Source organism: uncultured Nostoc sp. (assembly GCF_964245445.1).
GTDB lineage: Bacteria > Cyanobacteriota > Cyanobacteriia > Cyanobacteriales > Nostocaceae > Nostoc.
Genome location: NZ_CAXTNE010000014.1, coordinates 27,955 through 44,378, shown reverse-complemented (window position 1 = coordinate 44,378; position 16,424 = coordinate 27,955). Strand labels below are relative to the sequence as shown.

The 16,424-nt window shown below is 44.9% G+C and carries 9 protein-coding genes; 3 read left to right on the top strand and 6 right to left on the bottom strand.

Annotated elements, in window-relative coordinates:
* Positions 1–100 precede the first annotated feature (100 nt).
* The 5 genes from ACFE90_RS04275 to rpsT all read right to left on the bottom strand — a co-directional run bounded on the left by ACFE90_RS04275 (position 101) and on the right by rpsT (position 11,679).
* Positions 101–4,144, bottom strand: a complete 4,044-nt coding sequence (locus ACFE90_RS04275) for a DNA-directed RNA polymerase subunit beta'' (protein ID WP_375498044.1) — start codon at positions 4,142–4,144, stop codon at positions 101–103.
* Positions 4,145–4,217: 73 nt separating this feature from the next.
* Positions 4,218–6,095, bottom strand: a complete 1,878-nt coding sequence (locus ACFE90_RS04270; RefSeq protein ID WP_375498042.1) for a DNA-directed RNA polymerase subunit gamma — start codon at positions 6,093–6,095, stop codon at positions 4,218–4,220.
* Between the two features lie 140 nt (positions 6,096–6,235).
* Positions 6,236–9,535 (bottom strand): DNA-directed RNA polymerase subunit beta, encoded by a 3,300-nt coding sequence (gene rpoB, locus ACFE90_RS04265; protein WP_375498040.1) that lies wholly within the window; start codon positions 9,533–9,535, stop codon positions 6,236–6,238.
* A 745-nt stretch (positions 9,536–10,280) separates the two neighbouring features.
* Complete coding sequence (locus ACFE90_RS04260) at positions 10,281–11,066, bottom strand: TatD family hydrolase (RefSeq protein ID WP_375498038.1); 786 nt, start codon at positions 11,064–11,066, stop codon at positions 10,281–10,283.
* 313 nt (positions 11,067–11,379) lie between these two features.
* The gene (gene rpsT / locus ACFE90_RS04255; protein ID WP_375498036.1) at positions 11,380–11,679 is read right to left on the bottom strand and encodes a 30S ribosomal protein S20; all 300 of its coding nucleotides are present in this window, start codon (positions 11,677–11,679) and stop codon (positions 11,380–11,382) included.
* Between the two features lie 736 nt (positions 11,680–12,415).
* Here rpsT and hisD point away from each other — a divergent pair.
* From hisD to ACFE90_RS04240, 3 genes are all read left to right on the top strand, one after another.
* Positions 12,416–13,717 carry a histidinol dehydrogenase gene (gene hisD, locus ACFE90_RS04250; protein WP_375498034.1) on the top strand — a complete coding sequence of 434 codons (1,302 nt, stop codon included), beginning with the start codon at positions 12,416–12,418 and terminating at the stop codon, positions 13,715–13,717.
* A 449-nt stretch (positions 13,718–14,166) separates the two neighbouring features.
* Complete coding sequence (locus ACFE90_RS04245) at positions 14,167–14,592, top strand: universal stress protein (RefSeq protein WP_375498032.1); 426 nt, start codon at positions 14,167–14,169, stop codon at positions 14,590–14,592.
* 19 nt (positions 14,593–14,611) lie between these two features.
* On the top strand, positions 14,612–15,199 hold the full coding sequence (locus tag ACFE90_RS04240; protein WP_375498030.1) for a Uma2 family endonuclease: 588 nt from the start codon (positions 14,612–14,614) through the stop codon (positions 15,197–15,199).
* 304 nt (positions 15,200–15,503) lie between these two features.
* Here the strand turns inward: ACFE90_RS04240 and ACFE90_RS04235 are convergent, their stop codons facing one another.
* On the bottom strand, positions 15,504–15,746 hold the full coding sequence (locus ACFE90_RS04235; RefSeq protein ID WP_375498028.1) for a hypothetical protein: 243 nt from the start codon (positions 15,744–15,746) through the stop codon (positions 15,504–15,506).
* Between the last annotated feature and the right edge of the window lie 678 nt (positions 15,747–16,424).

Genomic DNA, 16,424 nt, shown 5'->3' with positions numbered 1-16,424 from the left:
TAAAAATGTATTTTTAGAAAGTAAAAGAAAAAGGCAAAAGAAGATTTTCTTTTGCCTTTTTAGTTTTTACCTTTTAATAAAGACAGGAAATTTCAAGTGTCTATTCATCGTCGAAATCATCGTCGTCTTCGTCTTCTTCCTCGTAATCGTCGTCGTCTGCGACTTCATCGGCGATTAATTCATCTTCGTCATCTAGAACTGACCTTTCTGCACGTCTGCTACCAAAACCAGATTCCCCAAGAGTAGGAGAATCTAAATTATAGGTGCGAGCTGTGCGGTCATCTAAGACCATATCCAGGGGATCATCAACTTCATCCAAGACACTACTGGTAATTTCAGCAGCATAATCATCGATCGCACCGGGTTCTTCATAGGTATTGTAACCAGTACCAGCCGGAATCAATCGCCCGATAATCACGTTTTCCTTTAAGCCGCGTAGCCAGTCGGATTTGCCTTCAATAGCTGCTTCGGTAAGTACCCGTGTTGTCTCTTGGAAGGATGCGGCGGAAATAAAGCTGTCGGTATTCAACGATGCTTTGGTGATACCCAACAATACTGGGGTATACTGTGCCCTAGCACCGCCTGTAATTGCCATAGCTTCGTTCACCTGCTCAACTTGGCGCAATTCTACCAATTCACCAGGAAGCATTGTGGTGTCACCACCATCATCAATCCTGACTTTGTTGGTCATCTGGCGAACAATGACTTCAATGTGCTTATCGGAAATATCAATCCCTTGAGATTGATACACCATTTGCACTTCATTCACCAAGAATGACTGTACCTTCTGCAAAGCATGGCTAGCACAAGCATAGATTCCATCTTCGGAACCCAGGCTAAAGAAGATTTCCAAAATTTCGTGGGGATTGGATGGCCCATCACTCAATGGTTGTCCTGCTAACACAGTCGATCCATCTGGCACAATCAAATTTTGTCCTGGGCCTAGAGGATAATCTGTTACCACGCCATTTGATTCTACGACCTTGATAGCGATCGCTTCATCACCACTTTCAGCGTAAACAACCTTAACTTCACCTCCCCGCCGACATAAAATGCACGCTTCTTTGGGTTTACGAGCTTCAAGTAGTTCCTCAATCCGGGGCAAACCTTGAATAATATCTCCGGTTTTGGCGCGTTCAAACACCAGCAACACCAAATTATCACCCCGTTGTACCAAATCGCCGTCTTCTATCTGCAACACAGCACCAGGGCTGACTCGATAAGGGCGACCGATACGAGTAGTAACAACGTAGTTTTTAGTACTTAGGGCTGATTCCCCATCAGATGCAGCAGCGGCACTTTTGATATCCACTACTTGTCCTGATTCTGGAGCAAAAACTCCAGGAGCAACTTCTGTACCTTCTACTAGCAAGTCACCCACTTTTACCTTTGGCTGAGTACTAGTATTAATGGTAAGCCTGTCAGCGTCACGCAACACTAAGCAGCGACGCACGTTTTCAGTTCCTTTGCGAACACCCCGCACTTCCCCGCCTTCTTTACACAAGATTTGGGTACGTGCGACGACAGATCCAGGGGCGATGGTAAGCCCATCATGTACCTCAAGTGTGGTTTGGGTACTTCCTTGGGTGGCATCGGCGGTAATATCTCGACGAATTACCAAGGATTCCAAAATTACCAGTTGTAAACGTTGAACTTCTGGGTCTTCAGTATCCTCTACTAATTCAATATCTGCTGCAAGGGGTGAAGCATTATGGTCTTGTTCCCCTTCTTGGTCAATTTCCAGCACTAGCTGGGTTCGCAGAAGTTCCACGCCTTCAACAGATTTGACGCGTTCGGAATCTTTGTAGGGTAGTCGCTGCACAGCCCGTAACTGGATCGATCGCCCGGTTTGTTGACTCACCGATGTAGTTGATGGCACATCTGGATTATCGGGTACGGCAAACTCAACTACTGGACGACTCAACAGGGCAGGCCCTTCTGGTGTCTCTACATACTGGATATAACGCAATTCCGTGGCGACATTGCCTTGGAATTCCTCACCTGGTTGGATGAAGGTGTTATCTCGCCCCATGACTGATTCTGGATCGTCCACCATCAGCAGTTCCCCTGGCTTAACCACAACTTCCCGCAGGATGTCGTTTTTCTGGGTAACTTCTATCACGCCACTGTTTTGGCAGAAGATATCTTTTACTACCTCGGTGCCAGCTTCCACAAACTGACCATCTTCTACCAACAGCAAGGAGATATCTTTATTAACTTCGTGGCTTTCTTCGGGAATCCACAAAAGGGTACCGCCCTGCACGACTTCATAACCCAGCTTGGCTTTGCCTTTTTTCTGGACTTCTACGCCCGCGAATTTCAGGAAACCACCAGTGTTTGTCCGATAGCGGTCATCAATTAACTCAGCTACCACTTGACCATTTTGCACTTTTGTGCTTGGTGTAGCCCGGAGGTTAAATACTTGGTTGTTGCCAGTAGAGACTAAGTAATTATTACGCCCTTGGGAACTTTGAACTGTCACCGTTGCTTGGTCTAGTACCACAGAAGCAGTGATAATTTCAATTTCCCTGGTACTCTTACCTGGGGTAGCTTCCGGCAAGCGCACCACACCGCCGTGCAAACTGGTTAACTTGGTTTCTGCTAAAACTCCATTAGAGGCGATCGCATCACCATTTTTCACCACCAATTCTGCACCAGGCGGCAAGTTATAAACTTCGCCAGACAAAATCCAAATCAAACCACCGCGTGCGGCTGTGATTGTGGTATTGCCTTGACGGTCAGTTTTTTGTTCTGGAACTACTTCGGCAAATTGCACTTCTCCTGCCAAGTCAGAGGCAACATCTTTAACTGCTTTTTCTGTATTAGTCCGAGTTGTGCGTCCACCGAGGGCAACTTCTGCCAACAACTGACCTTGTTTTACCTGATTTCCATCAAATACATATAGTGTTGAACCTTGAGTCAGATGAACTTCCTGGTTCTCTGGGGTGACATCACCTACTTTTTTTGGTTCTAAAAGCATGACGCCATTAGCTTCAACATAGAGGGCATCTTCCCCGTGGCGGGTACGATATGTTCTGGTCTTCAGTTTGCGGGGAAGTTTGACAGTTCCATCGATTTTAGAACGAACTTGTTGCGCCACTTCTCCGGTAAACACCCCACCTGTGTGGAATGTCCGCATGGTAAGCTGAGTACCAGGTTCGCCGATACTTTGAGCAGCAATAATCCCCACAGCTTCGCCCAAGTCCACCATCTTGGCGTGGGCTAAACTCCAGCCGTAGCAGTGTTGACAGACAGAACGTGCGGCTTCACAAGTTAGGGGCGATCGCAGCACAACTTCTGCCACCCCAGATTTTTCGATTTTCTTCGCCAAGTCTTCAGAAACTGGGGTGTTGCGTGGTGCAATTACTTCTTTTGTGACTGGATGCAGCACATCTTCGCCAATTACCCGTCCCATCAAGCGGGTTCCTAGAGGGATCAAGGTTTTGGCACCTTCTGTCATTGGTCGAATGGGAATTCCTCTGGTGGTACCGCAGTCAAACTCCCGAATAATCACATCCTGGGATACGTCCACCAAACGACGGGTGAGATAACCAGAGTCAGCCGTCCGCAAGGCAGTATCCACCAATCCTTTTCTGGCACCGTAAGACGAAATAATGTATTCCGTTACAGTAAGTCCTTCACGGAAGTTGGTTTTGATGGGCAAATCGATAATTTCCCCTTGAGGATCTGCCATCAGTCCCCGCATCCCCACCAACTGCCGGACTTGAGAGATGTTACCCCGTGCCCCGGAGAATGCCATCATGTATACGGAGTTGAGAGGATTAGTCTTCTTGAAGTGGACGACTACTTCATCTTTCAATGCTTCACTAGTACCATTCCAAGTATCGATTACCTTTTGGAAGCGTTCTACTTCAGTGATTTCTCCCCGTTGATAACGGGTTTCAGTAGCGCGAATTTCTTCCTCAGCTGCTTCTAAGAGCAATCGCTTAGTTGGTGGTATCATCAAGTCATCTACACTGATGGAAACCCCTGCTTTGGTAGCGTAGCGAAATCCCAAATCTTTCAATTTGTCCGCCATCACTGCGGTTCGCGCTGTACCATAATGCGTAAAGGCCCAAGAAATTAATTTTTGCAGTTGACTTTTGTTAACTACGCGATTGCGAAAAATCATTTTTTCAGTCATTAGTCATTAGTCCTTGGTCATTAGTCATTAGTCATTAGTCGTCAGTCATTTGTCCTTTGCTAATGACAAATGACTAGCTTGCAAGTGCTTCCTGAATGGCATTATTGTAAATAACGCGACCAGGAGTTGTATATATATACTGTGAAATTACATTGCCTTTAGCGTCTTGTCTGACTCGACGGAACTTATAGAATAATGTGCGGGTACCATCCTCGTTTTCTGTCACTTTCAGGGGTTCTGTATCCTGTTGGTCTGATTCTATTTCACCGTCAAACCGCACATAGATATAGGCGTGCAAGTCAATTTGATCTTGCTGGAAAGCCATAATTACATCCTCTAACGAAGAAAAGTAGTTTCCTGCGCCTTTTGTCGCACCGGGATTTTCTGCTGTTAAGTAATAGGCTCCCAATACCATATCTTGACTGGGCGTGATGATAGGTTTACCCGTGGCTGGTGACAAAATATTGTTAGAAGCTAACATCAACAACCGCGCTTCAGCCTGACTTTCTAACGATAGAGGCACATGTACCGCCATTTGGTCGCCGTCAAAGTCGGCGTTAAACGCTGGACACACCAGAGGATGCAGTTGAATCGCTCTACCTTCTACTAAAATCGGTTCAAAAGACTGAATACCCAAGCGGTGCAATGTTGGTGCCCGGTTTAGCATTACAGGGTGTCCTTCAATCACCTCTTCCAACACATCCCAAACACTGGGATCGTTGCGGGATATCAGCTTTTTCGCAGCTTTGATGTTATTTACCATGCCGCTACGAATCAGGCGGTTAATCACAAATGGTTGAAATAGCTCAATTGCCATTTCTCTAGGCAAACCGCACTGGTGAATTTTCAGCTTTGGCCCGACCACAATTACAGAACGTCCAGAGTAGTCAACTCGTTTACCTAACAAGTTTTGTCGGAAACGTCCTTGTTTACCCTCAATAATGTCGGACAAAGATTTTAGGGGTCGGTTATTTGCCCCTACCACAGTGCGTCCCCGACGACCATTGTCAATCAAAGCATCCACTGCTTCTTGCAGCATCCGCTTTTCGTTCCGCACAATAATCTCTGGTGCCAAAATTTCTTGCAAGCGTGCCAAACGATTGTTGCGGTTAATTACCCGCCGATACAAATCATTTAAATCGCTCGTGGCAAACCGTCCGCCATCTAGTTGCACCATTGGGCGCAAGTCGGGGGGAATCACGGGAATAACTGCCATTACCATCCACTCTGGTTTTGAACCAGTAGCGATGAAGTTGTCAATCACCCGCAGTCGCTTAATTAGCTTGGCTCTCTTTTGTCCCTTAGCATTGCCAATTTCTTCGCGTAGGCTTTCGGCTTCTTGTTCCAAATTGATATCGGCAAGCAAACGCAACAGCGCTTCAGCACCAATACCTACCTCTACGCCTTGCAGCACAGAATCTTCGCTATAAATTTGGTCTTCTATTTCCAACCACTGGTCTTCACTCAGTAGCTGTTTGTAACTTAAAGTTTCGGCATTACCTGGACTCAGGACAACATAAGAGTTGAAATAGACAATCTGCTCGACATCCCGCAAGGGCATATCCAACAGGATGGAAATATAGCTAGGAATACCCTTGAGATACCAAACGTGAGCTACTGGTGCGGCGAGTTTAATATAGCCCATGCGGTGACGACGCACCCGTGACTCAGTGACTTCTACCCCACAGCGCTCACAGACAATCCCTCTGTGACGAACTCTTTTATACTTACCACAATGGCATTCCCAATCTTTCGCCGGACCAAAGATGCGCTCACAAAATAAGCCATCCATTTCTGGCTTGAGAGTTCGGTAATTAATCGTTTCTGGCTTGGTAACTTCACCGACTACTTGACCATTGGGTAATGTTCTCTCGCCCCACTGGCGAATGCGTTCAGGGGAAGCCAAGCCGATTTTTACGTAGTCAAACTGATTAGTTTGGGCAGGTCTCATAATTAGTCATTTGTCATTGGTCATTTGTCATTTGTCATTGGTCATTTGTCATTGGTCAGTACAGACGCGATTAATCGCGTCTGTACATTTGTCATTAGCCGTTGGGGAATAACAAAGGACTAAGGACAAAGGACTAAGGACTATTCGTCTTCTTCCAGCGATTCACGGGAAAGAGATTCATAAGTGGGTCGAGGAGGTGTGCGACGGGCTGATTGGTCTGCCATCAAATCGACTTCTACATCTAGGGAACTGCCGTCTATTTGGGTTTCTACCTTGTGTACGGCAATGTCTAACCCTAATGATTGCAACTCGCGCATTAGCACCTTAAAGGATTCTGGGGTTCCAGGTCGAGGAATTGCCTTACCTTTAACGATCGCATTTAACGCTTCATTCCGTCCTTGCATATCGTCAGATTTAACTGTGAGCAATTCCTGTAAGGTGTAAGCTGCACCAAAGGCTTCCAATGCCCACACTTCCATTTCCCCAAACCGTTGACCACCTTGTTGTGCTTTACCACCCAAGGGTTGCTGAGTCACCAGTGAGTATGGGCCTGTAGAACGGGCGTGAATCTTATCATCCACTAAATGCACCAGTTTTAGCATGTAAGCCACACCGATGGTAATTGCTCGGTCAAAGGGTTCGCCTGTACGACCGTCATACACCATGATTTTGCCTGGGTTATCTGGGTTATATACCCAGTCTTTCCCTGTTTCATCCCGTGCTTCTTGCAATTTGCCATGCACGATTCGGCGAGATGACTCTTCACCGTACATTTCGTCAAAGGGAGTAATCTTAAATCGCACTCCCAAGGTTTGACCAGCCCAACCTAAAAGGCACTCAAATACTTGTCCGACGTTCATCCGACTGGGTACGCCCAAGGGGTTGAGTACAATGTCCACTGGTGAACCATCGGGCAAATAAGGCATATCTTCCGCCGGTAATATCCGAGAAATAATCCCTTTATTACCGTGGCGTCCCGCCATTTTGTCGCCAACTTGGATTTTCCGTTTTTGGGCAACATATACCCGCACTACCATATTCGCTCCTGGTGGCAGTTCATCGCCTTGTTCACGAGTAAACAAGCGCACATCAACTACACGACCTTTTTCACCATTTGGGACTCGCAGGGAATTGTCTCGCACATCCCGTGCTTTCTCACCAAAGATGGCACGTAAGAGTTTTTCTTCTGGCGGTTGGTCAGATTCACCTTTTGGTGTGACTTTTCCTACCAAGATATCACCAGCTTCTACCCATGCTCCAATGCGAATGATTCCTTGTTCATCCAACTGACGCAGGGCGTCTTCCCCGACGTTGGGAATTTCTCTGGTAATTTCTTCTGGCCCCAGTTTGGTTTGTCTAGCTTCAATTTCATATTTTTCAATGTGAATTGAGGTGTAGACATCATCCTGCACCAGTCTTTCAGAGATTAAAATTGCGTCTTCGTAGTTGTAGCCTTCCCAAGGCATATAGGCAACGACGATATTTTGTCCTAGTGCCAATTCACCGCCTTCGGTGGAAGAGCCATCAGCCAATACCTGACCAGCAACAACCCGTTCACCAATGCGGACGAGAGGTTTCTGATTTAAACAGGTGTCTTGGTTGGAACGCTGGTATTTGGAAAGGGTGTACTTAATTTCTTGGGTATTAGGTTTAGGACGGACGCGAATTTCTGTAGCATCCACATAAGTAACATCGCCATCGGTACGCGATACAACCACCATCCCGGAGTCTCTTGCTCCTTGGGCTTCCAAACCAGTACCCACCAGAGGGCGTTCTGGCTTCAGTAAGGGTACTGCTTGCCGTTGCATGTTCGATCCCATCAGCGCTCGGTTAGCATCATCATGCTCCAAGAAGGGAATCATGCTGGTTGCTACCGACACAATCTGTACGGGAGATACTGCTACGTAGTCCACCTGTTCTGGTGTTGTGGTGGAAAATTCTTGGCGATACCGGACTGGCACTAGTGGCCCAATAATGTGCCCGGTTTCATCTACAGGAATATCTCCCGGAGCAACCCGTAGATCGTCTTCTTCATCGGCTGTCATGTAGGCTGGAGGCAGATCAAATCTGACTCGCCCATTTTCTACAGGTCTAAATGGTGTTTCGAGGAAGCCGTACAGGTTAACCCGCGCATGGGTTGCTAAGGAGCCAATCAATCCGGCGTTGGGCCCTTCTGGTGTCTCAATGGGGCAAATACGTCCATAGTGGCTAGGGTGAATATCCCGCACGGCAAAACCAGCGCGTTCGCGGGTTAAACCACCTGGGCCAAGGGCACTTAGACGGCGTTTGTGGGTCAGTTCTGCTAAGGGATTTGTTTGATCCATGAACTGACTTAATTGGCTGGAACCAAAGAATTCTTTAATTGCTGCTACCAATGGTTTGGGGTTAACCAAGGAAGCGGGAGTTAGCACTTCAGCATCAGATACGGTCATCCGTTCCCTAATGATTCTCTCTAAGCGGTTTAAGCCCACCCGCACTTGGTTTTGCAGCAATTCCCCAACGCTTCTCACCCGACGGTTGCCTAAGTGGTCAATGTCATCGATATTACCGATGTCATATTCTAAGTTGATCAGGTAATCTACGGCTGCCAAGATATCGCCAGCAGTCAGCACGCGCATTGTGTCTGGAACAGAAAGACGCAATTTCTTGTTGAGTTTGTACCGTCCAACGCGACCAAGGTCATAGCGTTTCGGGTCAAAGAAACGAGAATCCAGAAGTTGTTGTCCACCTAAGACTGTGGGTGGTTCACCAGGACGCAGTTTCCGATATAACTCCATCAAGGCTTCTTCTTCAGAGAATTGCCCTTCTTTTTCAATGGTTTTTTGGAAATACTCTGGGTGACGTAAGGCGTCAAAGATTTCGTTGTCTGATAACCCTAAAGCTTTTAAAAGTACCTGTGCTGACAGTTTGCGGGTTTTGTCGATGCGTACCCAGACCAAATCGTTACGGTCTGTTTCAAATTTCAGCCATGCTCCCCGGTTAGGAATTAAGCTAGCTGAATAAGTACGTCGCCCGTTTTTGTCGATTTCTGATTTGTAATAAACGCCAGGCGATCGCACGATTTGATTGACAATTACCCGCTCGGCTCCGTTAATAATAAACGTGCCGCGATCGGTCATCAAAGGCAAATCCCCAATGAATACCTCTTGCTCTTTGATTTCCCCGGTTTCCTTATTAATCAACCTTGTGGGAACATACATTTGGACGGCATAAGTACTATCCCGCCGTTTTGCTTCTTCAACGCTGTACTTTGGCTCCTTGAGTTTGTAGTTATGACCCAAAAAGTGCAGTTCTAATTTGCCCGTATAATCTGTAATAGGACTAAAGGAGTTAAGTTCTTCTATCAGCCCTTCTTCCAAAAACCAGCGAAAGCTCGAACGCTGGATTTCAATCAAGTCGGGCAACAAAAAGGCGGGTTCCATGTATGTTTCTTTAGTCATGCCTCTTCCTTTGTCAACCTGGTAAAATTTTCCCTTGGACACTGCTGTTTTACGCTTCCCACTGCTAGCTAGTGTCCTTAGCTGTTTGGGAACTCCTTCTTACACACTTGCTATTTACAGGTGTGGGCAAACGCAGCCATTAAAGCTGGAATGAGCAATTTGGACAAAGGGGTAATCGCCCAAAATCGGGGACTCAGACGCCAAAAACCCACTATAGTCTTGATTTAAGAAGAATATACAGTTGAGATATTCCTGAGTTTTACTTACTTTCTTCATTTCCCCTCCAAAAAGCGCGTTAATTTGCTGACGCAGCTCTAGACGGTGTGTCTTAAATCCACCCGGCTATTTATACTCTCAGTGATATCCTAGATATCCTAAGACTGAGGGAATGATCCGCACCTTGTCGGCTTTGAATCAGAATCACTTCATTTTGCTGGATTGTACTCACAAGGCAATTTCGTTTAACGATTTTGAATAGGATCGATACACACCAAGCCGATATTGTGCAATCTTGCTCAACTTGGGTTGGCACAGTTAGTCATGTGTGGAGAGCATCCGCTTGTAGAGATTTGGAGGATGGCCAAGCCGATAACAGTATGGAAAATTAGGCTCAGAAATTTTAGGTTCCTTCCTTTATCATTATGGCGCAAGCAAAATGTTTTTGAGGGAATAATATTACCATATTTTCCCTCTCTAGAGTTTTATTTTTTTAGCACAACGGAATAAAAGAGAATTATTGCACACTTTATATTGACAGACCAAATAATTCACAAGCATTCTGGGTGGTTTGATGGGCGATCGCCTCTACCGTTTCCTGACGCAGTTTAGCTACTTCCTTTGCTACATATTGCACGTAGGCAGGCTCGTTGCGCCTCTCGCCTCGTTTCGGAACTGGGGCGAGAAATGGGCAGTCTGTTTCAATTAGTAGGCGATCGCTACTTACCATCGCCGCCGAGGATTGGATCGCTTTGGCGTTTTTGAACGTTACCGTCCCGCTAAAGCTGATGTAAAAGCCTAAATCCAGAAACCATTGAGTTTCTTCTGGCGTTCCTCCCCAGCAATGCATGACTCCCCGCACTCTTTCTCCTTTGAGTTCCCGCCATTTTTGCAACACTTCTTTGGTTGCCACAGCAGCATCGCGGCAGTGGATAATTACCGGTAAGTTAAGTTCAGATGCGATCGCTAACTGCGACTCAAACACCATCAGCTGATGCTCATAGTTATCAGCTTTGTAAAAATCCAGCCCCATTTCTCCAATTGCTACCACATGAGAGTCAGAACTCGCTAAAGTTTTGATTTTCTCGCCTGTCTCGTGATTCCATTTCTCAGCATCTAAAGGATGTAATCCTACGGCAAAGCTGATTTCGGGAAACTCGTGCGCTATGGATTGAATGCTGGAAAACTCCTCTGGGTGAACACAGGAATGTACTAAACGTACTACTCCTGCTTCTTGCCACCGCGATCTTACTGTTGCCAAATCCGGCTGGAAACTATCAAAGTTGAGATGAACGTGCGTGTCTATTAGTTGCATTCTTTGCCCTTTGCCCTTGGTCATAAATTATTAGCCCTGATCACGACTAAAGACAAATAACCCTCCGGGTGAATCTTTACTCCTGCGATCGCTAAACTCTTCAAGAGGGACACGCCCGCTACTCATTTTAATTCCCTCATGGGACAGCCCTGCGTTGGACGGGTTGAGAGACATAGAGTAAGTGGTGTGGAAACCTTCAATACTACACTGGCTTGCCATTACCCTTGGCGTTTCACACCACTTACAAAAACTTTAGTAAGCTTTGTAACATAGTGTCTCCCTCAGTCACAAGAGGGCACTGACTCACCAATGATTATTGAGCAACTGCTTGAGTTAGGGGTTTTAGTTTATTAGCCAATCTTGACTTTTTCCTTGCCCCATTGTTTGGGTGAAGGACACCCCGCTTAGTCGCTTTATCTATTTTGGCGTAAGCCTCGGATAAGCGAGCCTGTGCTTCTTGTTTTAATTCTGGGGTAGGATTAGCTGTATAGACAGCTACAGCATTAATGTATTTCTTCATCAGCGTCTTGACTGCTGATTTGTAAGCTTTGTTACGCAGTCGGTTACGTTCTGCGATTTCGGCACGCTTGAGAGCAGACTTTGTATTCGCCACAGTCAATTCCAAAAATACTATTAATATGTACACACACTACTAGACTTACTAATATAGCATCCAAATTGCCAATGTTATAATTTCCTAAAAAAAAATCTATAATTGAAAATTTGGTACTGGAGATTGGGGAAAATAGTGTTTAGTCTCCGCTCCCGAATTCTTAGTCCTTAATTTGGGGTGTCGTCAATTAAGGAAATGCGTTAAAATAAAGTACATGTAAAATGGTCACCCTAACTAATCACCTGGTTAAGCAATGTGATTGCCAATATAATCAATCTGTCCCGAAAACAGGTGTATTGTCAAAGGCAAGGAACTGTAAATAGCTAAATTTCAGGGGTTTCAAAGTATAGAATCGATACTATATTATCGTCTCTGTACAAATGTTAACTACTAAAAGTTAGGAAAAGAAAAATTATACTCAGACCCTACCCCCTGTAAATCTGGGGGATTGGATGTGTAAATACACCACCTGCACCCCGCAAGGAGTGAGGATAAGGGCGTAAGAGTAGCGGGAAATGGCACGCCTGCTTCCTGCCGCTAGGCAAGCCTTGGCTGGTTGGACTGAGCAATTAAGTGGCCTTCTCAAGCAAACTAGATGCTGGCAGACTTGAGAGTATCAAAAAAATCCAGGTTAAGCTAGAGAAGAGAATTAGAGTCAGCTTGCACACCCCAGTGGGTCAAGAGCAATACTAAATCTCAGGTGTGAATATTATAATTTTGGCATTGTCCTTACTCCATGCTGCGAATCATTACTCAGCAGGCAGACGTTAGAGCAGAACTACAACGGATCTGCGATCGCACCCATGACGAACAGGTGCTTCACAAAGAAGCAACGGTGCGGGAAGTTTTGCAAGCAGTGAAGCGCCAAGGCGACAAAGCTGTATTGCATTACACAGCCGAATTTGACAAACAAACCCTGAAAGCAGAAGAACTTCGAGTTACAGGCTCGGAACTAGATGCAGCCTATCAGCAGGTGTCAAAAGAGTTGTTGGGCGCAGTTCGGCTAGCTTGCCGCCAAATTGAAGCGTTTCATCGTCAGCGAGTCCCAAAAAGCTGGGTACACTTTGGCGACGATGAAGTAGTGCTGGGCAAACGCTACACTCCCGTAGATCGAGCGGGGTTGTATGTGCCTGGTGGCCGTGCCGCCTATCCCAGTACAGTGCTGATGAATGCAATTCCGGCTCATGTTGCTGCTGTACCTCATGTGGTGATGGTGACACCACCAGGGCCAGGGGGTGCAATTAACCCAGCAGTCTTGGTAGCTGCCCAAGAAGCAGGAGTGCAAGAAATTTATCGCATTGGGGGCGCACAAGCGATCGCCGCTTTAGCTTATGGCACAGAAACGATTCCGAAAGTAGATGTGATTACTGGCCCTGGTAACATTTATGTCACCCTAGCGAAAAAACTTGTCTATGGCACCGTTGGCATTGATTCTTTAGCAGGCCCCAGCGAAGTGCTGGTGATTGCCGATGAAAACGCAAATCCGGTGCATGTAGCTGCTGACTTGCTAGCCCAAGCCGAACACGATCCAATGGCGGCAGCGATTTTGCTGACGACAGATGCGGCTTTGGCGAAAAACGTGCAATTAGCCTTGGAAAGACAGCTAGTGGATCACCCACGGCGAATAGACACAGAAAAAGCGATCGCTCACTACGGCTTGATTGTCCTTGTGGAATCGCTCGAAGCAGCAGCAGAACTCTCAAATGAATTTGCCCCCGAACACCTGGAATTAGAAATCAAAGACCCTTGGGCACTCCTACCACAGATTCGCCACGCTGGGGCAATTTTTTTAGGTTACTCTACACCAGAAGCTGTAGGAGACTATTTGGCAGGCCCTAACCATACCCTGCCAACTTCTGGCGCTGCCCGCTATGCTTCGGCATTAGGGGTGGAAACTTTTCTCAAACACTCTAGTATTATTCAATACTCACAAACTGCGCTGCAAAATGTTGCTAGTGCTATTGATGTGCTAGCAACAGCAGAGGGCTTACCTTCTCATGCTGATTCAGTCCGACGCCGAATTCAGCAAGAAGAGTGATTTGGAATGCTTAATTTTTTCTTATAAGGGACTTCCAGTTAAAAAAATATCCCATCGTAGGGGCGTACAGCTGTGCGCCTCTACAAAGGTAAAAATAATTTGGGATAACTTATTTTTTGGAAGTCCCTAACTAAAAGTTTGGATAGCGATACCTATGGTAAGCTACGCTAACGCACGATGCCATTTCCTAGCCTGATCTTCAGCTCACCTTTAAACATCCACAAGTCGGGCATTGCCGACTGTAGTTTTTGCGAGAGGGTTTTCCTGTCCCGGAAACTCGTGAAAAGCTTCTCCAAACCAGTTGCTACAATGCACCACCATGAAACTGACATATAGCACAACCTCAAATATATAAACTAATTGGCAAATAAAAAATTGGTTTAGTGTCGTTGCCGAGGAATTTTGCTAGATACTTATGTAAGGTGTCTACTCTTTAGGAGACGAGAGCGGTGCTAAATAGTGTTTTGGTAGCTCTGGACGGTTCGGAAATTTCAGAACGAGTAATTGAGACTTTAGATAATTTGGCGTTGTCAAAAGATGCCAAAGTTATTCTCTGTCATGTATTCCTTACGCCAGAGTCAGAAATGGAACTACCCGCCGATCGCCCTCAGCTAGAGTCCCCAACGTTTTCTTATTTTCAGATTGAAAAACAGCTGCAATTATATCAGGAAAAGTTATCAGTCAGCAGTGAGTTAGAACTGGTAACTGGTGATCCTGCCGAAGAGATTATTCGCCTTGCCAATATTTACAAAACTGACTTGATTATAATTGGCAGCCGGGGATTGATGGGGATGAAGCGAATTGTCCAGGGTTCTGTTAGCAGTCAAGTTGTGGAAGAGGCTAATTGTTCGGTGTTAGTTGTCAAACCAAGGTAAAAATTTGTCAGGGGAAGCAATGACTATAACCACCCCAAAACTAACCTTTGAAGAGTATCTAGCTTATAATAATGGCACTGATACCCGCTACGAATTGGTCAATGGAGAATTAATTCCCATGAGTCTAGGAAGTGGACAACATGGGGCGGTAACAGAATTTCTCAATGTTTCTTTCCGAGCAGAAATTCTCCGGCTAAAGTTGGATTGGACTTCTAAACAAATGGTTATCGGTGTTCGTTCTCCCCGTGCTGGCAGATGGGATACATCGAGGATTCCAGATGTAGTTCTGATTCCATTGCCTCAATGGCGAGAGTTGAGAAACCGAGAGGCAGTTATTGAACTCAACGAACCACCCCCCTTGTTGGTGGTGGAAGTCGTCAGTGAGTCAACAAAGATTATAGATTATCGAGCCAAGCGAGTTGAGTATAACGTTTTAAATATTCCAGAGTATTGGATTGTCGATCCATTAACGAACAAAGTGACTGTTTTCACATTGATTGAAGAATTATACGAACCAGTGGAGTTTGTTGGTACTCAATGCATTCAATCTCAAACTTTTCCAGAGTTAGAATTAACAGTAGAGCAAGTGTTGACGGCTGACAATTAAAAATAATTTGCTCCACAATCTTCTTTGCTATGTTGTGTAACAACTTGGTATTTCATTTCACACCCCAATATGCAATAAGATTGTGAGAAAAATCAAAAAAATAGCAGGGCTTTATCCCTGCATACAGTAGCGCTTATTTCTTAATCGACTACTCAAAAATGAGCAGTATTTTCCGGAAAAAGCGCTACAAAAACTATTGACTGTAGCTATGAAAAAACAGTCAATCGGAATTTGTTCAGTTTGGAAACTCTGATGAAACAAGAAACGTTGCTAATTCAGATCAGGCAGGATTTGGAAACTTTAATTATGAAGGGGCTATAACTACACCAGAGCCGCCAGTGGGAGATCCAGAGTTGCCACCAATGGAACCACCGGAAGCAGCACCACCACCGGCGCCATTAACATCTCCATAAAAATAGATAAAGTTTATGGTTATATTTGTCGGCTGCTTATTAGGCTTTTGATTCTTGCCAAGTTTTTTACCTCCAAACATATTTGCTTCTTCGTTTGGAGTTAGTTCTTTAAAAAGCGTTTTGTTGTGGTTCATTAAGCTTTAGATGGTGATGAGTATGGTCGATTTCTGAAGATAGCAGCTTTGTACTGCCAGAAGTATTATACGGCTGTTGTTAAATAGGTCAAGCAATTATTTTATTGAAAAAGAAAAATATACAGCAGTTTGCAAGCAAGTAGTTTAATTTTGTCAAAACATGTATAAATTAAGCTCAAGATATATTAATACTGGTAAATTAATGAAAAGTCTCAGTATTAAAGATATAGTCAAGCAAAGCAAGTAACATTTTTATACAAGTTATACTTAAATGAATTTCTAAAACTCATAACTGGAATTCTGCATTTTTGAATAAATATTTTTATGTAAAAACGGGTTTTTTGTAGTTATTGTATAAAACCCAAGTTTGAATAGATATAACTTCTTTTTTTAATATAAAAACGTTTAACTCGCTGAAATATTTATTAATTGAAAAAAAATTATCTCGCCCAGGCACTTTGTTAAGTTTGTTGAACAAAGTGCCTGGGCGACAATAAAGGTATGTTATTCTAGGCGAATCTAATATCCAGCTAAATGACTAGCGTAGAACCATGTCAATTAGCTGTTTAAGACTCGCTCAAAAGTTACTTAACCTACATAATGAACAGGTTAAATACTTTTAGAAGTGCCACTTAATCGCTGTAAAGACGTGATTAATCGCGTCTTTACGTTTATTAC

Excerpts from the sequence above, each read along its gene's own strand:
- hisD (WP_375498034.1), top strand. The coding sequence starts at position 12,416 with ATGCTGCGAATCATTACTCAGCAGGCAGACGTTAGAGCAGAACTACAA.
- ACFE90_RS04240 (WP_375498030.1), top strand. The coding sequence starts at position 14,612 with ATGACTATAACCACCCCAAAACTAACCTTTGAAGAGTATCTAGCTTAT.
- ACFE90_RS04275 (WP_375498044.1), bottom strand. The coding sequence starts at position 4,144 with ATGACTGAAAAAATGATTTTTCGCAATCGCGTAGTTAACAAAAGTCAA.
- rpoB (WP_375498040.1), bottom strand. The coding sequence starts at position 9,535 with ATGACTAAAGAAACATACATGGAACCCGCCTTTTTGTTGCCCGACTTG.
- ACFE90_RS04235 (WP_375498028.1), bottom strand. The coding sequence starts at position 15,746 with ATGAACCACAACAAAACGCTTTTTAAAGAACTAACTCCAAACGAAGAA.
- ACFE90_RS04270 (WP_375498042.1), bottom strand. The coding sequence starts at position 6,095 with ATGAGACCTGCCCAAACTAATCAGTTTGACTACGTAAAAATCGGCTTG.
- ACFE90_RS04260 (WP_375498038.1), bottom strand. The coding sequence starts at position 11,066 with ATGCAACTAATAGACACGCACGTTCATCTCAACTTTGATAGTTTCCAG.